Origin of the sequence: Delftia sp. JD2 (assembly GCF_001682645.1) — a bacterium.
Classification (GTDB): Bacteria; Pseudomonadota; Gammaproteobacteria; order Burkholderiales; family Burkholderiaceae_C; genus Comamonas; species Comamonas acidovorans.
The window spans coordinates 1-18,244 of record NZ_LFJT01000005.1 but is presented as its reverse complement, the minus strand read 5'-3'; the positions used below and the strand labels follow the sequence as shown (position 1 = coordinate 18,244).

Genomic DNA, 18,244 nt, shown 5'->3' with positions numbered 1-18,244 from the left:
TCATGCCCTCCCGGCCTTGTCGGCGAACAGTTCGTAGAGCTTGAGCTCCTTGAGTTCCTGCACCACGGCGGGCGGCAGGTCCTGCACCGTGCCCAGGCCTCCGGGCTGGCGCGCCAGCTCCTCCAGCACTTCGCGGCGCCATTCGGGGTCGTTCGAGGTGTCCAGCTCGGTCACTTCCCGCTTGGGCGGAAAGGCGCGTGCGCAGATCACGCCGGCGATCACGCAGCCGGCAAGGCCCGCGAGCATGGCGTAGGCGTGGGCCAGCTGGCGCGACTCGACCACCGTGGCCAGCCAGCGGCTGGCCAGGTAGAAGCCCAGCACGCTGATGCCGGTGCCGATGGCAATCGCCCAGGCCAGGTGGCGCAGGTCCACGGTGTCGCCCCAGACCTCGGCCAGCCGCCAGTCGGCGGGATCCTTGCTTGTCATGTGTGTCTCCTTGGGTTTTTGTTTGTGGGGCCGCGCGCTGGTCAGGCCCTGGCGCGCAGCGCGGCCAGCACTTCCAGTGCGCGGTCGGTGCGTACATCGTGCTCGGCGGCCAGTTGGCGCGCCACGGCATCCACCTCGTCGCCCGTGGCACCGGCCACCAGGGCGATGTTGCGGGCGTGCAGGGCCATGTGGCCGCGCTGAATGCCTTCGGTGGCCAGGGCGCGCAGGGCGCCCAGGTTCTGCGCCAGGCCCACGGCGGCGGCGATCTCGCCCAGCTGCTGGGCGGACTGCAGGTCCATGATCTTCAACGCCAGGCGTGCCAGCGGATGGGTCTTGGTGGCGCCGCCGACAAGGCCCACTGGCATGGGCAGCTCGATGCTGCCGACCAGGGCGCCGCCGGCATCCTTTTCCCAGCGCGTGAGCGAGGTGTAGCTGCCGCTGCGGCTGGCATAGGCATGGGCGCCGGCCTCGACCGCGCGCCAGTCGTTGCCCGTGGCGACGATGACGGGGTCGATGCCGTTCATGATTCCCTTGTTGTGCGTGGCCGCGCGGTAGGGGTCGATGGCCGCGAAGGTATAGGCGTCCAGCACGCCTTCGATGATCTCCTCGCCGCTGCGCTCCTGCGTGGCCAGGGTCTGCGGCGTGAGCCGCACGCGGGCGCGGGCCAGCCGCAGGTCGGCCAGGTTGGACAGGATGCGCAGCCGCACGCTGCCGCCCGTGATCTGCTCGACCAGCGGCGCCACCGATTCGGCCATGGTGTTGACGGTGTTGGCGCCCATGGCGTCGCGCACGTCCACGATCAGGTGGACCACCAGCATGGGGCCGCGCGGCGTGTCGGGGAAGACATGGACCTCGATGTCCTTGCAGCCGCCGCCCAGGCCGATCAGCACCTTGTCGCGGCTGTTGGCGCGCTCGATGATCTGCGCACGTGCCTGCAGCACGGCCAGGCGTGCGCCGTGCGGATCGGTCACGCCCAGCACCTGGACCTGGGCGCGCATCAGCGGCAGCGTGCTGGAGGTCTGAAAGCCCCCGTCCTCGCGCGCCAGCTTGGCCATGTACGAGGCGGCGGCCACCACCGAGGGCTCCTCCACCGCCATGGGCACCAGCACGTCGCGGCCGTTGACGCGGAAGTTGCCCGCCACGCCCAGCGGCAGCTCGAAGCTGCCGAACACGTTCTCGATCATGCCGTCGGCCAGTGCCAGGGGCAGGGCGCCGGGGGCGGCGAGCAGGGCGCGCTCGGCATCGGACAGGCCGCAGGCATCGGCCAGGAAATCCCGGCGCTGGGCCGGTGTGAGGGCACGGAAATTGGGCAGGCGCGAATCGGCAACCATGGAAGACATCTCCTCGAATCAAAACTCTGGTCGCCGGACTGTAGGAAAACTGTACCGCTTTCAAAAGGTACAGTTTCGGGGAACAGTACCATCGCACTGCAACATGAACGGAGGGCGCATGGCAGACACCAGAGGGCGCTCGGCCCCCATTGCCGAGAAGCTGGCCGACCTGATCGGCCAGCAGATCGCCGACGGCGTGTACCGCCCTGGCGACAAGCTGCCCTCGCTGCGCGAGCTGGCGCAGCTGCACCGCTATGCCAAGAACACCGTGGTCTCGGCCTTTGACCTGCTGGTCTCGCGCGGCATCGTGGAGCCGCGCCGGGGCTCGGGCTTTTACGTGCTGGGCACGGGGCGCGGTGCCCAGCGCACCGATGAGGACGCGGGCCAGCTGGGCCGCGCCATGGACATCGTCTGGCTGATGCGCGAGCAGCTCAAGACCCAGCCCGACTGCGTGGGCGTGGGCGACGGCTTTCCGCCCGTGGAATGGCTGGCCGACATGCGGCTGGACCGCTACCACCAGAAGGTGGTGCGCACGGGGCTGGGATCGCTGTTCCGCTACGGCAGCCGCTACGGCTATGCGCCGCTGCGCGACAGCCTGGTGCGCAAGCTGGGTGACTTCGGCCTGCAGGCCACGCCGGGCCAGCTGGTGCTGACCCATGGCGCCAATGAGGCCATGGACCTGGTCATCCGCTACTTCGTGCCGCCGGGGGCCACCGTGCTCGTGGACGAGCCCGGCTACTACCCGCTGTTCGGCAAGCTCAGGCTGGCCGGCGCCCATGTGGTCGGCGTGCCGCGTCTGGCCGACGGGCCCGACGTGGCCGCGCTCGAATCACTGCTGGCCCAGCACCGGCCGCGCCTGTTCTTCACGCAGTCGCTGGCCCACAATCCCACGGGCTCGGACATCTCGGCCGCCAAGGCCTACAAGGTGCTGCAGCTGGCCGAGCGCCACAACCTGCTCATCGTCGAGGACGATCCGCTGGCCGACTTCAAGCCCACCTCGGCCGTGCGCCTGTCCACGCTGGACCAGCTGGAGCGCACCATCTACATCGGCAGCTTCTCCAAATCCTTCTCGGCCGCGCTGCGCGTGGGCTTCATCGCCTGCAACGACGCGCTGGCCAGCGACCTGGCCGACCTCAAGGCGCTGATCCACGTCAGCGGCTCCGAGTACTGCGAGCGCATGGTGGACGTGATGCTGCGCGAGGGCCACTACGAGCGCCACCTGGTGCGCCTGCGCCACAAGCTGGGCCAGGCCACGGCCCAGGCGCTGGGCTGGCTCGATGCCCACGGCTGCGAGGTCTTTGCGCGCAGCCCGCAAAGCCTGTACCTGTGGGTGGCCTTCCCCGGTGTGCAGGACTCGCTGCGGCTGGCCGAGCAACTGGTGCCGCGCAAGCTCAGCATGGCGCCGGGCCGTGTCTTCCATGTCGATCCCTCGGCCGTCTCGCGCTGGTCGCGGTGCAACGTCAGCGCCATGCTGGATCCGAGGTTCCAGGCCGCGATGGGGCAGGTGCTGGCTCAACCCGCCTGAGCCAGCCCCCGGGCCTGCGCACGCAGCAGCGCGATGAAGCGCTGCTGCTCCTGCGTGGGCGCGTCGTCGGTGCGGGTGAGGATGCCGAAGGGCGCCATGGGCACGTCGATGCAGACCGGCAGCGCCCTGACCAGGCCCATGCGCAGATAGTCCTTGAGCGCTGATTCGGACAGCAGCATCACGGCGTCGGTCAGCTGCACCAGTTGCTGCATGGAGTACACCGAGCTGCATTCGATGATGTCGGCCGGCGCGGGCAGTTCCAGGCGCTGCAGCAGCTGGTCGAGCGCGATGCGCGCGGGGCTGGTTGCCGGCTGCAGGATCCAGGGCCAGTCGCCGACAAGCTCTTGCCAGCCGAGCTTGCGCCGGCGTGTCAGCGGATGGCCGCTGCGCACGACGACCAGCAGCCGCTCGTTGCCCAGTTCCTCGAAGCTGTAGCTGCTGCTGTGGGCCGCAGGGCTGCGCCGCGCAATGGCCATGTCGATGCGGCGCTGGTCCAGCAGGCGCAGCACCTGGTCGCTGGTGTCGCCCATGATGCGCAACCGCAGCTGCGGGCTTTGCGCCTTCATGCGGGCCACGGCCGTCATCACCAGGTCGGGTGCTGCGCCCATGATGGTGCCGATGGACAGGTAGCCGTAGCCGCCCTGGCGGCGCGCGGCCAGGTCCTCGGCGCAGCGGTCCAGGCTGTTGAGCGAAGCCTCGGCAAAGCGCACCAGCTGCGCGCCCAGCGCCGTGGGCCGCATACCGCGCGGCAGGCGCTCGAACAGCTGGCAGCCGAACATGTCCTCGATCTCGCGCAGCATGCGCGTGGCCGCAGGCTGGGACATGGCCAAGCTCAGCGATGCGCGGTGCAGGTTCAGGCTCGATCCCAGCGCCACCAGCATGTGCAGGTGCTTGTAGCGCAGACGGTTGAGCAGGCTGCGGTGCAGCACGGGCGGGGTGGATTCGGGCGGCTTGTCAGGCATAAGCGCAAGGTATCGGATGTGACCGAAATTCGATTTGTTGAGCATCGATCATGCGCCGTACATTGGCCCTGCGACAAGAAAAAACAGACCCAATCCAGGAGACAAGACATGCACAGCCCATCGCCTGTTTCATGACGCGCTGATGCGACCGGCACTCAAGCCGCAGCCGCCTCTCGCCTTCCGAAAAAGCACGCCTTCATCGCCCCCATTTTTGTGGGCGTGATGGCTCTCCATCGCCTTCAGGACCGTCATGAAAAAACTCCCCGCTCCCCTGCTCGCCAGGATCTCCTGGCGCCTGCTGCCCTTTCTTCTGCTCATGTACATCATGGCCTTCCTGGACCGGGCCAACGTGGGCTTTGCCAAGGTGGCCTTCCAGGCCGATACCGGCATCAGCGATGCGGCCTTCGCCTTTGGCGCGGGCGTGTTCTTCGCGGGCTATGCGCTGCTGGAAGTGCCCAGCAACCTGATCATGCACCGCGTGGGTGCACGCATGTGGATGTGCCGGATCATGGTCACCTGGGGCCTGGTGTCGGCGGCCATGATGTTCGCCCACGACCAGACCACGTTCTACGTGCTGCGCTTTTTGCTGGGCGTGGCCGAGGCGGGGTTCTTCCCCGGCGTCATCCTGTACCTGACCTACTGGTTCCCGGCAGCGCACCGCGCGCAGGCCATGGGCTTTTTCTACTTCGGCGCGCCGCTGGCCTTCATCTTCGGCAGCCCGCTGTCGGGCCTGCTGCTGGAGCTGGACGGCATGGGCGGCTGGCACGGCTGGCAGTGGCTGTTCTCGGTGGAGGGGCTGATGGCCGTGGCCGTGGGCATCTGGGCATATTTCCACCTGGACAACCGCCCCGCCGACGCCACCTGGCTCAGCCGCGAGGACAAGGCGCTGCTGCAGGACATCCTCGACAGCGAAGAGCGCGCCAAGGGCGGCCACGGCCACAGCCTGCTGGCCGCGCTGTGCCAGCCGCGCGTGCTCTACCTGGCGCTGATCTACCTGCTGATCCAGGCCAGCGTCTATGGCGTGGTGTTCTACCTGCCCAGCCAGGTGGCGGGCCTGCTGGGCACCAAGGTGGGCCTGCTGGTGGGCGTGGTCTCGGCCATTCCCTGGCTGTGCGCGCTGCTGGCTGCCTGGTGGATTCCGGGCCATGCCGAGCGAACAGGCCAGCCGCGCGGCATCGCCAGCCTGACGCTGGTGATGGCTGCCGTGGGCATGGCTGCATCGGTGAGTTTCTCCAGCCCCCTGCTGGGTGTGGCCGCGCTGTGCCTGGCGGCGGCCGGTTTCATCGCCGTGCAGCCCGTGTTCTGGACCTTTCCCGCCAACACGCTGGCCGGCGCTGCGGCCGCTGGCGGCATCGCCTTCATCAACTCCCTCGGCGCCGTGGGCGGCTTCGTCGCCCCCATCGTCAAGAACTGGGCCGAGGGCTTTTTCCACTCCCCGGCGGCCGGCCTGTACCTGCTGGCCGGCACCACGCTGCTGGCTGCGGCCCTGGTGCTGGGCGTGCGCGCACGCCTGGCGCCGGCCCTGGCCGCACCGTCGGCCGCCTGAACCCCTTGCACACGGAGCAGAACCATCCCATGACACAGATCCCCACCATCAAGCAGGTGCGCGCCTTCACGCTCAAGGGCGGCGGTGCCGACTACCACGACCAGTCCGACGGCCACTGGATCGACGACCACATCGCCACGCCCATGGCCAAGTACCCCGAGTACCGGCAAAGCCGCCGCAGCTTCGGCATCAACGTGCTGGGCACGCTGGTGGTGGAGATCGAGGACAGCGCCGGACGCGTGGGCTTTGCCGTGACCACGGGCGGCGAGCCTGCGGCCTACATCGTCGAAAAGCACCTGGCGCGTTTCCTCGAAGGCGCCCGGGTCACCGACATCGAGCGCATCTGGGACCAGATGTACCTGTCCACGCTGTACTACGGCCGCAAGGGCATCGTCATCAACACCATCTCCGGCGTGGACCTGGCGCTGTGGGACCTGCTGGGCAAGGTGCGCGGCGAGCCCGTGCACCAGCTGCTGGGCGGCGCCGTGCGCGACGAGCTGCAGTTCTACGCCACGGGCGCGCGGCCCGACCTGGCGCAGAAGATGGGCTTCATCGGCGGCAAGATGCCGCTGCACCACGGCCCGGCCGAAGGGGAGGAGGGCCTGCGCCGCAACCTGCAGGAGCTGGCCACCATGCGCGAGCGCGTGGGCCCGGACTTCTGGCTCATGCTGGACTGCTGGATGAGCCTGGATGTGAACTACGCCACGCGCCTGGCCCAGGGTGCGCAGGCCCATGGCCTCAAGTGGATCGAGGAGGCCCTGCCGCCCGACGACTACTGGGGCTACGCGGCCCTGCGCAAGAACGTGCCCACCGGCATGCTGGTGACCACGGGCGAGCACGAGGCCGCGCGCTGGGGCTTTCGCCAGCTGCTGGAGATGGGCTGCTGCGACATCATCCAGCCCGACGTGGGCTGGTGCGGCGGCATCACCGAACTGCTCAAGATCTCGGCCCTGGCCGATGCCCACCAGGCCCTGGTCATCCCGCATGGCTCCAGCGTCTACAGCTACCACTTCGTGGCCACGCGCCACAACAGCCCGTTTGCCGAGTTCCTGATGATGGCCCCCAAGGCCGACGAGGTCGTGCCCATGTTCCATCCGCAACTGCTGGGCGAGCCCGTGCCCGTCAACGGCCGCATGCGCCTGTCGGCGCTGGACAGGCCTGGCTTCGGCGTGGAGCTCAATCCCGAGTGCGCCTTGCACCGCCCGTACACGCACTGAAGGAGCCCGCCATGCAACTGCCTGCCAACCCCTTCAAGGCCGCGCTGCGGCGCGCCGAGCCGCTGTACGGCATCTGGGCCGGCTTTGCCACGCCCTATGCGGCCGAGATCATCGCCACCACGGGCTACGACTGGATGCTGGTCGATGGCGAGCATGCCCCCAACACCGTGCCCACGCTGCTGGGCCAGCTGCAGGCCGTGGCGCCCTACGGCACGCACCCGGTGGTGCGCGCCGTGCAGGGCGACACCGTGCTCATCAAGCAGTTGCTGGACGTGGGCGTGCAGACGCTGATGGTGCCCATGGTGGAGACGGCCGAACAGGCGCGCGAACTGGTGCGCGCCATGCGCTACCCGCCCCACGGCGTGCGCGGCGTGGGCGGCGGCCTGACGCGGGCCACGCGCTGGGATGCCGTGCCCGACTACATCCGCACGGCGCATGAACAGCTGTGCCTGATCGTGCAGATCGAATCGCCCCGGGGCGTGGCCAATGCGGCCGAGATTGCGGCCGTCGATGGCGTGGACGCCGTCTTCATCGGCCCCGCCGACCTGTCCACGGGCATGGGCCATGCGGGCGACGCCAGCCAGGGCGAGGTGCAGGAGGCCATACGCCGCACCGTCGAGGCCACGCTGGCCGCCGGCAAGGCCTGCGGCATCCTCGCGCCGCGCGAGGAAGATGCGCGCCGCTATGCGGACTGGGGCTGCGGCTTCATCGCCGTAGGCATAGACATCAGCCTGCTGCGTCAGGCCGCGCTGGCCAACCTGGGGCGCTATCGCGCCACGCAAGCCACGGACCAGGCGGCCCCTGCATCCCGCACCTACTGAACCCAAGGAGAACTCCATGGCATCCCTTCCCGTGCTGCGCAATTTCATCGCCGGCAGCTTCACCGACAGCGCCGAACTGCATGAGGTGACCAACCCCGCCACGGGCGCGGTGCTGGCGCGCTCGCCCCTGTCCAGCCAGGCCGATGTGGACCGCGCCATCGCCGCCGCGCGCGGCGCCCACAAAGCCTGGGCGCGCCGCCCGGCCGTGGAGCGCGCGCAGTACCTGCGCCGCGTGGCGGCCCGCATCCGCGACAACGCCGCGCGCATTGCGCGCACCATCACCGAGGAGCAGGGCAAGGTCCTGGGCCTGGCCGAGGTGGAGGTGAACTTCACCGCCGACTATCTGGACTACATGGCCGAATGGGCGCGCCGCATCGAGGGCGAGGTCATCACCAGCGACCGGGCCAACGAGCAGATCTTTTTGCTGCGCAAGCCACTGGGCGTGGTCGCGGGCATCCTGCCCTGGAACTTCCCCTTCTTCCTGATCGCCCGCAAGATGGCGCCGGCCCTGCTCACGGGCAACACCATCGTCATCAAGCCCAGCGAGGAAACGCCCATCAACTGCCATGCCTTCACCGAGCTGCTGGCCCAGTGCGAGCTGCCGGCCGGCGTGTTCAACGTGGTCTATGGCCAGGGCGGCACGGGCGCTGCGCTGGCCGGGCATGCGGGCGTGGACATGGTCAGCTTCACGGGCAGCGTGGCCACGGGCGAGCGCATCGCGGCTGCCGCCGCGCCCCACATCACCAAGCTCAACCTGGAGCTGGGCGGCAAGGCCCCGGCCATCGTGCTGGCCGATGCCGACCTGGACCTGGCCGTGCGCGCCATCCGCGACTCGCGCATCATCAACACCGGGCAGGTCTGCAACTGCGCCGAACGCGTCTACGTGCAGCGCCAGGTGGCCGAGGAGTTCACGGCCCGCATCGCCCAGGCCATGGCAGCCACGCGCTACGGCGACCCGATTGCGCGGCCCGACGTGGAAATGGGCCCGCTGATCAACCAAAAGGGCCTGGACAGCGTACAGGCCAAGGTGCGCCAGGCCATCGCCGACGGCGCGCAACTGGTCACGGGCGGGCAGGCCGCAGACCTGGGCGCGGGCTTTCACTTCCAGCCCACGGTGCTGGCCGGCTGCCATGCCGGCATGGAGATCATGCGCAAGGAAATCTTCGGCCCCGTGCTGCCCATCCAGGTGGTGGAGGACCTGGACGAGGCCATCGCCCTGGCCAATGATTGCGAGTACGGCCTGACCTCGTCGCTGTACACGCGTGACCTGTCCAAGGCCATGCAGGCCATGCGCGAGATCGACTTCGGCGAGACCTACATCAACCGCGAGAACTTCGAGGCCATGCAGGGCTTCCATGCGGGCGTGCGCAAGTCCGGCGTGGGCGGGGCTGATGGCAAGCACGGCCTGTACGAGTACACGCACACGCATGTGGTGTACCTGCAGGGGTGAGCCAACGGTTCGCCTATCGCTTCACGGTGGCTGACGTTATGAACCGGGCAATGGTGCTGGAAACCCCGGGCACTAGCGGCAGCCCCTCCTTGTCATAGGTTGCAAGATTGGCAGCGCGATCGTTGGTCTCCACCTTCTTGAGCACATGGTTGGTGGCGGGCAACAGCACAAGCTTGGCGTTCGGTGCAGCCTTGGCCAGACGCTGAGCATCCTTTGGCTTGATCTGCAGGTCGCGCTCACCTTGAATGATGAGCACGGGTTTGGAATAGCCCGCTATCAGGCGAGTGGGGTCCAGCGCGAAGGTGTTGATGAGAAAGCCTTGTACGCTGGCATGGAACATGGTGTTGAGCGGCCTGTCCATCTGGCGGGTATCCACGCGCCTGCCTGCTTCCAGAGCATCGATGACCGGTAACGCCTGGTCCAGGATCGGTGCATTGGCGGGGTCTTCCTTGAGCTGTTCCCGAAGCGTCTGCCCCATTGGGCGACCAGGAGCTGCTACCAATATCAGTCCGCAGATATCGGAGCGGCCCTGGCCAGCCTCCAGGGCGACCAGTCCACCTTCACTGTGCCCCAGCACCCAGACGCATTGGGCACCGGTCTCGCTGCGGATGGCGTCCACCCAGTGATGCACATCTTCGGCATAGGCCTGGATGGTCACGGCATTGGGGTCTTCCACGGCCTTGTAGCTTTCGAACATGCCACGTTTGTCGATGCGTACGGTGGCAATGCCCTGGGTGGCCAGTTCCTGTGCGAGCAGTTGGTAGGTCGAGGCTTTGAGGCCGAACGGGCTGTTGCCGTTGCGGTCAGTGGGGCCTGAGCCGGGGACGATCAGTACGACCGGCGGCGCGCTTTGGCTCGGCGTCAGCAGAACACCCCGCAGTGGGTCAAGTGGCCCCGTTGCCTGCAGCGGCTTTTCGCCAAGGACGGCCGTGGCCGGTGCTGCCATGGTGGTACTTGCGAAGATGGCGGCCGCCAGGCCGAGGAGTAGAGCTTTCATGGGAAAGGCCGCAGAGTTGATCTGCGTGCCATTGGAGCATGCTTGTCTGTCGACCCTGTCAGGTCGAAGCCGTGCGCTTGCGGTTGCGCGGCGCCTTGGGCGGCGGGCTGCTTGCCTCCAGTTCCCGCGCCCGGGTACGGATGCGGGCAAAGGCGCTGGCCATGGCCTGCAGCTCGGGCTCGGGCACGGCGTCCATGAGCTCGCGGTTGATGGCCTGCACCTGCGGGAACAGCTCGGCATGCAGGGCGCGGCCCGTGTCGCTCAGGCGCAGCAGCGCGCGGCGCGCATCGCCCACCTGGCTTTCTTTCCACAACAGCCCCTTGGCCAGCAGCGCCGTGACCGCGCGCGAGGTGCGCGTGCGGTCCAGTTGCGCCTGCTCGGCCAGCTGCGAGGGCTGCAGCTGCCCGGCCTCGGCCAGCAGGCAGACCATGCGCCACTCGCGCCGCGTGATGCCGTAGCGGCCCTCGCACAGGCGCACCACGCGGCTGCCAGCGGCCGCCTGCAGCCGCGCCAGGTGGTAGAGGAACATGTCGTCGAGCACGGCGGGGTGGCGCCAGCGGTGGAGGTCGGTCATGGGCTCGCGGGCCGGTTTCGGGTTTACGCTAGGGATGATGGATTAGATGCATTGTCGGCGGCCTGCGTACATTGGCCGCAAGACAACGACAAGGAGACAAGTATGCCCAGCCCCCTCGCAGCCCTGGCGCGTGCCGCCCTGGCTTTGGTCGCCGCCGGCCTGTGCGCGGCGCCCGCCCTGGCCCAGGAATGGCCCAAGGCCAGGCCCATACGCATCGTCGTGCCCAATCCGCCGGCCGGCCCGTCCGACATCTCGCTGCGCCCCGTGGCCGCCGCCATGCAGGCCGCGCTGGGCCAGGCCGTGGTCGTGGACAACAAGCCCGGCGCCAACGGCAACATCGGCGCGGCCGAGGTCGCACGCTCTGCCGCCGATGGCTACACCTGGCTGTGGGCCATGGACCCGGTGCTCACCGTCAACCCCCATGTCTACAAGAACATGGGCTACAAGGCCGACGCGCTGGAAACCCTGGTCGTGGCCGCGCGCTTCTCGCAGACCCTGGTCTGCGGCCCGGGCACGGGCTTCAAGTCCGTCAAGGACATGGTGGCCGCCAGCAAGACGCGCGAGCTGACCTATGCCTCGGGCGGCGCGGGCTCGCCGGGCCACCTGGTCATGGAATCGCTGCTGGCCACTTCGGGCGCCAAGATGGTCCACGTACCCTACAAGGGACCGGCGCCGGCCATGCAGGACCTGCTGGGCGGCCAGGTGGACTGCGGCTTCCTGGCTGGCCCCACGGTCTTCCCCCAGGTCCAGAGCGGCAAGCTGATCGCCCTGGCCACCTCGGGCAAGACGCGCTCGGCGCTGGCGCCCGAGCTGCCGACCATTGCCGAATCGGGCTTTCCCGAGTTCGACGGCACCTTCTGGATCCTGCTGGCCGCGCCCAAGGGCGTGCCGCCCGCCGTGCAAAAGCGCTTTGTCGATGCCATGAACGAGGCCATCCGCGCGCCCGAGCAAAAGGAACGCGCCAAGGCCCTGGACATCGAGATGGTCGGCTCCACCGTGGCCGAGGCCCAGGCACGCGCCAAGGGCCAGTCCGCGCAGTGGGCCGCCCTGGTCAAGCGCATCCACCTGACCAACGACTGAAGCCGCCACTAGGGCCTGTGGCCCTGAGGCACCGCCGTTTTGGCGATACTCCCTTTCCCAACGCATCCACTGTCTTCTGGCTCCCATGGCAACCCAGCGCCCCAATCTGATCTTCATCTTGGCCGATGACCTCGGCTATGCCGACCTCGGCTGCACGGGCGCGCGCGATGCGCACAGCCGCGCCACCGATGTCTCGCCTCGCCTGGACGCCATGGCCGCGCAGGGCATGCGCTTCACGCGTGGCTATTCCAACTCGGCCGTGTGCTCGCCCACGCGCTTTGCCCTGGCCACGGGCCGCTGGCAGTACCGCCTGCGCGGCGCGGCCGAGGAGCCGATCGCCAGCGTCCACGGCGACAAGGTGCTGGGCCTGCCGCCCGACCATCCCACCGTGGCCTCGCTGCTGCGCGACGCCGGCTACGCCACCGCCCTGGTCGGCAAATGGCACCTGGGCTACCCGCCGCATTTCGGCCCGCGCATGTCGGGCTATGAAGAGTTCTACGGCTTCCATGCAGGCGGCGCCGACTACTTCGCCCACTGCGACCCGCGCGGCCGCCCCGACTTCTGGATCAACGAGGAGCCGCACGAGGAAGAGGGCTACCTCACCGACCTGCTGAGCCGCCGCGCCGTGGACTTCGTCGAGCGCCAGACGGCCGACAAGCCCTTCTACCTGTCCCTGCACTACAGCGCCCCGCACTGGCCCTGGCTCACGCGCGACGACCTGGAGGAGTCGCGGCGCATCGGCGGCTTCGGCAAGCACACCGACGGCGGCACCATCGAGACCTACCAGCGCATGATCCACCACATGGACGAAGGCATTGGCTGGGTGCTGGACGCGCTCGAGAAAAAGGGCATGGCCGAGAACACGCTCATCGTCTTCACCAGCGACAACGGCGGCGAACGCTTCTCCAACAACTGGCCCTTCATCGGCCAGAAGATGGACCTGCTCGAAGGCGGCATCCGCGTGCCCCTGGTGGCTCGCTGGCCTGACCGCATGCCGGCAGGCGCCGTCAGCGACACGCCCAACCTGACCATGGACTGGTCGGCCACCTTCCTGGCCGCCGCGGGCGTGGACGGCCACGCCGACTACCCGCTGGACGGCATCAGCCTGCTGCCCCTCATGGACGATGGCGCCTGGAATCCCGAGCGCGACCTGTGCTGGCGCATGAAGCACCGCGCCCAGCGCGCCCTGGTGCGCGGCGACTGGAAATACCTGCAGATCGAAGGCGTGGAATACCTTTTCAACGTGGCCCAGGACCCGCGCGAACGCGCCAACCTGCGCGACCGCGAGCCCCAGCGCCTGGCCGAGCTGCGCCAGGCTTGGCAGCAATGGGATGCGTCATTGCCGCCCATTCCGGAAGAAGCCAAGGTGTCGCTGGTGTTCAGCCGGCAGGATCTGCCTTCGGCGACGTTTTGAGGGTGTGTGTGCCCGCAGGCTGTGGGCGATAAAACAAGGCAGGCCTTTGGGCCTGCCTTGTTTCCTGATTACTGGTACGTCCTGACCATGCCCGCCCGTGCGGCCTCCGAGTTGTCGCACATGTCCTTGGCCTGTTTGTAGAGGGCCTGGGCCTTGCTCTTGTCCTTGTCGACGACTTCGTAATGGCTGGCCTTGGCAAGCACCAGGTTGTATTGGAGATAGCTGGCGCTGGCCGATGGCAGCGACTTCACGGCCTGCGACACCATTTGGTCCAGGCCCTCCAAGGACCCGCCCCAGCGCGGGCTCAGGTAATTGAGGGCATTGACGCGGGCCGCCAGGTTCTTGGGATCGGCCTGATCGGCCGCCTGCAGCCACTGCGCCGCAGTACGCCCACCCACCTGGTTTTCCATCGCGGCCAATCCAATCAGCATCGTCTGCGGCAAGGCCGAGCGGGCATCCAGCGCCATGGCCTTTTGCAGATACGGCTGGGCCTTCGCGCTGAGCTGCTTGACACTGTTCCACTGGCTGCCCGTCACGCTGGAAGCCGGCGCCTCACCACGGGCGCCAAATGCCTTGTTGCCGTAATAGAGGCCCGCATTGAGCTGGGCAAAGAACGACTTGGGCTGCTGATCCGCCCACATGCGCATCACGTTCTCTTCCTGCAGGCTCAGTTGCTGCAGTCCCAGCAGATCCCGCATGGTCAACAAGTCCCCGCCCGAGGAAGAAAGATTCTTCTTGTGCTTGCGGGCCAGCTCTTTGTCCAGCGCCTCGAACTTGAACTCGCTGAGCAGTGCGGCCCTCTCGGACTCTTCCAGAGTGGCATTGCCATCGGGAATCAGCGGGCACTGCGCGGCGTAGGTGGCGGTGGCTGCGGAGAGAGACAGGGTTGCGAGCAGGATGCGAATCAGGGTTTGGGTGGGTTTTGCGGTCATGTGTCCCTCTTGGAAATGGTTGTGTTATTTAATGATTTAAAACTAATAAGCCAATATTTATTTCTCCAAACTCCTGTTTAAATCAAAGTGCCGTGAGAAATAGAAGCAGAACAATAAAAAATGGAAGAAGATATGCTGCAAGGAACATTATTGCATCGCCATTCTTCCAGAAGAGCTTGTAGCCATGCTCGTACAAGAATGCGAAGAAAACTGCAGTCTGAAATAAATTCCCAATAAGACTGAACTTGGAATTGTATAAGTTAGAAGATATAAGAAGAAATAGCGTGATGTAAAATAATATTGCAAATACCCTAGTCATTATTCCGTAAACCCAGTGATGGAATTAGATTGATTCATGAATAGATAATCGGAAAGCAATCGCTGAAGCAATGAAGGGTTCAAGAGCTATTTGCAATATTAATTAAATCCCATGGGTTCAATTAATCGCCGCCAAATATGCTTTTGGCGTTTGTTGAAAAATGAATAATCAACCCAAAAATTCCAAGAATAGCTCCAATCAAACCAACAACGGCACCGCCTCGCGGCAACCATAAAAAAGCCAGAACACCACCGACGACAGCCGTTAAAACACTATTATCATAGCTAACATTCCATATTCATTTTTGTATATTTTCATCACAATTGATTCTTCGTGCATGTAGTTGAACATGTGCATGTTTGATATCCGATGGATGTTTCTCCATCAAATCGTCTGTGCCTTTACCGTAGAGTAATGCTTCCATCTGCCCTTTCATCACCAGGCAGACCCTGTAATAACGCTGTCGTTGCCCAAAAGGGCCTCATATGTCGCTCTTCCTAATGCTGCTGCATCAGAAGTCGACCCCAGGGAATTTCATATTATTTTCAATATTCAACTTTTACCAATCGGTCCGAAGAGAAAATAAATCTAACATCACCATGCCATATCAAATCATTTTCCATTTTTATTTGAGGATCAATTTCTTTTTTATTTATTGATGCGGTTTTTATCTTATATTTAATCTGCTCCATATCCATTCCTCTCCATTCACGCTCGATGAGCGGAATGACATTATCAATATCTGCGCGCGCTGATTCACACCCTTGATTTGAGTAAGATAATGTTATTGATTTATCGACAACCGAGTATGATAAGTAAATAATCACCAAGATTAGGGCAATTATTAAGATAAATGATTTGTTTATTTTCATGAAATTATTGACCTGCTTTGGCGGCATCTCTTGCCCGTCGTCTTGGGGTAGTTTAGAGCCAATAATTCCTTTTGCATTTGGGTTGTATCTACCGTATTCGAAGTATTGTGTTTTCACTGAAGTGTCATATGTCAACACACCACTATGCCCACCAAGCCATGTGCTTTTTTTACCTTCGGCGTACTCAACCGGATAATCTGGAAAATTAACAACGCACGCTTGCTGTAAGCCTAACGAATCTATCCACCCCGTGGGATTTACAGGGTAGATATAGTGATTATTGCCTCCCATCAACCCAATCGGATCCTGATTGATGTAGCTCCCCACCATCGGCTCGTAATACTGATGCCGGTTGTACTACAGCCCCGTTTCCCTGTCATGGTGCTGCCCCGGCAGCCGGATCGCCTGGTGAATGCCTTGCGGGTTGTACTCCTGCAGCACATTGCCACCAGTAATCCAGCTTTGCGGCCCAGGCCACCTGGCCCCTCTGTTTTTGGGGGCGCTTTATTGGTAGTGGATAGGGATGATCTGCTTGTTATTTGTATTGTGCTTACAGTTAGGATTGCATGCTGCTCGCTAATATAGTATTGAATTTGATGGTATTTTGGTAATTAGTTATCTTCGCAGGTTTCATTTTTAAATTCAGATATTATTCCATCGATTTTTGAAAAAAACCCACCCTCAACCTCTTTTGAACAAGCTTTATCAGATTTGCAATCCATCCAATCTTCTGAAAGACGAGAAACTTCCTTTTTCATTTCGCAAAGTAAAAGATTTTTATTCATAATATGGTTTTTCATATTTGATATGCCATGAATTCCATTGGCTGCTCTTATTGCAATATACTGACTATTTAAGAAATTCATATACTCCATAGTGTATTGATTGTTTTTATAGATACCCAGCCAATATCCTACATAAACTGATATAGCAATGACTGTTGCTTTATATATATATTTTCTCATACAAATATTTTATTGACCAGGCGCTGACAAACCTGGGAGTGGCCCTGACTGCATGACTCTTAGCCTTTGGCTAATGCATTTTTCCCCAACTCCGATCTCGGATGGAGATGGAGGTCTTATCACTCCAACACCTCTAGAGTCCGGGGTAATGATGTCTGAGGGAATTGAAACTTCTTTGGTTTCTTTATTCTCCTGTTTCGTGCAAACAATTGCTTCGTCAGTCCTCTTCTGCATATCATCCTTGCCTGAGAGTTTGTTCATCAATTCTGCAAATGAATCCGTCACATCGGAAACTTTCTGTTTCGTCTGATTCCAGCCTTCAGCAATTTTCCCCGTTGATGTTGGATCTGGCTTTACCGGAGGTTTAGGCTTTTGCCCATAAAAACCACTTTTACCTCTCCCCATCTTATTTAATCCCAGTGGGTCAATCCAATCCACAGGATTTGTTGGGTAGCTGCTCATATTTGCACCTCCAGTCAACCCAATCGGATCCTGATTCACATAACTCCCCACCACCGGATCGTAATACCGATGCCGGTTGTAATACAGCCCCGTTTCCCTGTCGTGGTGCTGCCCCGGCAGCCGGATCGCCTGGTGGATTCCCTGCGGGTTGTACTCCTGCAGCACATTGCCCCAGGGGTCCAGCTTTGCGGCCCAGGCCACCTGGCCGGTTTGGTCCGTCAGCGCCATGGGCGTGCCCAGGTGGTCGCAGTGGTAGTGGTGGATGGCGATGCGGGCGTGCTGTTCTTTTTCCTGTTCCTGCAACTTGGCCTGCATGCCGCTGAGCATGCGGGCCGTGCCCTCGGCCTGTTCGCCCAGCATGGCTTGGGCGCCGGGCGGCAGGCCGTGCTCCAGGGTGTGGCGCAGGTGGCGGGCGGCGTCTTGCTGCATGTCGCGCGGCATGGCACTGAGCATGGTTTGCATGAGGGCCAGGGCCGGCGTGTGGTTGGGGTCCTCCTGGTCGGGCAGGCCTGCGGTGATGGCCTGCACCAGCAAGTGAGGCTCGTCTTGGGGGTCGCCGCTGGCCGTGGTGCTCAGGCGCACCAGGGGGGTGAAGCTGCCCGGTTCGTAGATGGTGTGTTCTATGTGGCGGGTGTCGTCGCCATGCTGCTGGCGTTCGGTGTGGATGAGGCGGTCGCCGTCCCAGCCGTAGTAGTGGGTGCGGGTGGGGTTGCCGTCTGCGCTTTCCACTTGCTGCTTGAGCCTGCGGCCCAGGGCGTCGTAGGTGTAGCGGCTGTGGTGGCGCAGTTGCTCTGCGTTGCCCTGGATCTGGCTGCTGCGCACGGCGATGAGCTGGTGGGCTCCGTCGTAGTGCAGTTGCTGCTGGCTGTGGTCTGCCTGCATTTGCGCGATGCGGTTGCCGCAGGGATCGTAGCGCCAGACGCAGTCTTCAGTGAAGCCGATGCGGTTGTCTTCCCAGCGCTGCACGGGGCCTTGCCGCTGGCCTGCGAGGTGGCCCAGGCCCATGAGGTTGAAGTCGGTTTGCCGCCAGTGGGCGTGGACCTGGGCGGCCCAGTTGTCTTGTGAGTCTGTCTGACCCGTTGCACCGGGTGCTGGCAGGCGGTTGCCGGCAGGGTCGATCTGCCAGCGGGTGGTGATCTGGGGGTCCTGGCTGTCGGTGGCCGCTCTCAGGCGCCCGGCGCTGTCGTAGCCGTAGCGCAGCAGTTGTGCGGCCTGGCCTGGGGCGCCGGCCTGTTCGATGGCGACGAGCTGGCCCAGGCTGTCGTAGTGGTAGCGACGGCCGAGGATCTGGCCTATGAGGGTGTGGACCTGGGCGCCGGTGTCTGTCAGGTCAGTGGGCTGCAGCGCTTGC

The 18,244-nt window shown here is 63.9% G+C and carries 16 protein-coding genes; 7 read left to right on the top strand and 9 right to left on the bottom strand.

The window, feature by feature from the left end:
* On the bottom strand, window positions 1-426 hold the full coding sequence (locus ACM14_RS04065) for a hypothetical protein (RefSeq protein WP_016448616.1): 426 nt from the start codon (window positions 424-426) through the stop codon (window positions 1-3).
* A gap of 41 nt (window positions 427-467) precedes the next feature.
* The gene (locus tag ACM14_RS04060) at window positions 468-1,757 is read right to left on the bottom strand and encodes a hydroxymethylglutaryl-CoA reductase, degradative (protein WP_016448615.1); all 1,290 of its coding nucleotides are present in this window, start codon (window positions 1,755-1,757) and stop codon (window positions 468-470) included.
* Window positions 1,758-1,875: 118 nt separating this feature from the next.
* Here ACM14_RS04060 and ACM14_RS04055 point away from each other — a divergent pair, with 118 nt between their 5' ends.
* Window positions 1,876-3,282 carry a PLP-dependent aminotransferase family protein gene (locus tag ACM14_RS04055; protein WP_013800164.1) on the top strand — a complete coding sequence of 469 codons (1,407 nt, stop codon included), beginning with the start codon at window positions 1,876-1,878 and terminating at the stop codon, window positions 3,280-3,282.
* On the opposite strand, the gene ACM14_RS04050 is transcribed toward ACM14_RS04055, so the two are convergent.
* On the bottom strand, window positions 3,270-4,289 hold the full coding sequence (locus ACM14_RS04050; RefSeq protein WP_065345411.1) for a LysR family transcriptional regulator: 1,020 nt from the start codon (window positions 4,287-4,289) through the stop codon (window positions 3,270-3,272). The genes ACM14_RS04055 and ACM14_RS04050 overlap by 13 nt on opposite strands.
* A gap of 205 nt (window positions 4,290-4,494) precedes the next feature.
* Between ACM14_RS04050 and ACM14_RS04045 the strand changes: the two genes are divergently transcribed.
* From ACM14_RS04045 to aldA, 4 genes are read left to right on the top strand one after another with little or no spacing between them, the layout of a single operon-like run.
* Window positions 4,495-5,790, top strand: a complete 1,296-nt coding sequence (locus ACM14_RS04045) for an MFS transporter (RefSeq protein WP_065345410.1) — start codon at window positions 4,495-4,497, stop codon at window positions 5,788-5,790.
* A 29-nt stretch (window positions 5,791-5,819) separates the two neighbouring features.
* Complete coding sequence (gene rhmD / locus ACM14_RS04040) at window positions 5,820-7,007, top strand: L-rhamnonate dehydratase (protein ID WP_065345486.1); 1,188 nt, start codon at window positions 5,820-5,822, stop codon at window positions 7,005-7,007.
* 11 nt (window positions 7,008-7,018) lie between these two features.
* Window positions 7,019-7,828 (top strand): HpcH/HpaI aldolase/citrate lyase family protein, encoded by an 810-nt coding sequence (locus ACM14_RS04035; RefSeq protein WP_065345409.1) that lies wholly within the window; start codon window positions 7,019-7,021, stop codon window positions 7,826-7,828.
* Window positions 7,829-7,844: 16 nt separating this feature from the next.
* Window positions 7,845-9,278 carry an aldehyde dehydrogenase gene (gene aldA / locus ACM14_RS04030; RefSeq protein ID WP_065345408.1) on the top strand — a complete coding sequence of 478 codons (1,434 nt, stop codon included), beginning with the start codon at window positions 7,845-7,847 and terminating at the stop codon, window positions 9,276-9,278.
* A gap of 13 nt (window positions 9,279-9,291) precedes the next feature.
* On the opposite strand, the gene ACM14_RS04025 is transcribed toward aldA, so the two are convergent.
* Entirely contained in the window at window positions 9,292-10,275 is a 984-nt protein-coding gene (locus ACM14_RS04025; RefSeq protein WP_065345407.1) for an alpha/beta hydrolase, read from the bottom strand.
* A 58-nt stretch (window positions 10,276-10,333) separates the two neighbouring features.
* Window positions 10,334-10,849: a MarR family winged helix-turn-helix transcriptional regulator gene (locus tag ACM14_RS04020; RefSeq protein WP_065345406.1), complete on the bottom strand. Its 516-nt coding sequence runs from the start codon at window positions 10,847-10,849 to the stop codon at window positions 10,334-10,336.
* Between the two features lie 102 nt (window positions 10,850-10,951).
* Here ACM14_RS04020 and ACM14_RS04015 point away from each other — a divergent pair, with 102 nt between their 5' ends.
* Both ACM14_RS04015 and ACM14_RS04010 read left to right on the top strand, forming a co-directional pair.
* The gene (locus ACM14_RS04015; protein ID WP_065345405.1) at window positions 10,952-11,929 is read left to right on the top strand and encodes a tripartite tricarboxylate transporter substrate binding protein; all 978 of its coding nucleotides are present in this window, start codon (window positions 10,952-10,954) and stop codon (window positions 11,927-11,929) included.
* Window positions 11,930-12,014: 85 nt separating this feature from the next.
* Complete coding sequence (locus ACM14_RS04010; RefSeq protein WP_065345404.1) at window positions 12,015-13,343, top strand: sulfatase; 1,329 nt, start codon at window positions 12,015-12,017, stop codon at window positions 13,341-13,343.
* 68 nt (window positions 13,344-13,411) lie between these two features.
* Here the strand turns inward: ACM14_RS04010 and ACM14_RS04005 are convergent, their stop codons facing one another.
* From ACM14_RS04005 to ACM14_RS03995, 4 genes are all read right to left on the bottom strand, one after another.
* Window positions 13,412-14,275, bottom strand: a complete 864-nt coding sequence (locus ACM14_RS04005; RefSeq protein ID WP_065345403.1) for a DUF4034 domain-containing protein — start codon at window positions 14,273-14,275, stop codon at window positions 13,412-13,414.
* 864 nt (window positions 14,276-15,139) lie between these two features.
* The gene (locus ACM14_RS32605) at window positions 15,140-15,793 is read right to left on the bottom strand and encodes an Imm58 family immunity protein (protein WP_302621846.1); all 654 of its coding nucleotides are present in this window, start codon (window positions 15,791-15,793) and stop codon (window positions 15,140-15,142) included.
* 284 nt (window positions 15,794-16,077) lie between these two features.
* On the bottom strand, window positions 16,078-16,431 hold the full coding sequence (locus tag ACM14_RS31335; RefSeq protein WP_139093366.1) for a hypothetical protein: 354 nt from the start codon (window positions 16,429-16,431) through the stop codon (window positions 16,078-16,080).
* A 9-nt stretch (window positions 16,432-16,440) separates the two neighbouring features.
* Window positions 16,441-18,244 (bottom strand): RHS repeat-associated core domain-containing protein (locus ACM14_RS03995; protein ID WP_254661994.1); only part of this gene is annotated, 1,804 nt, incomplete at its 5' end.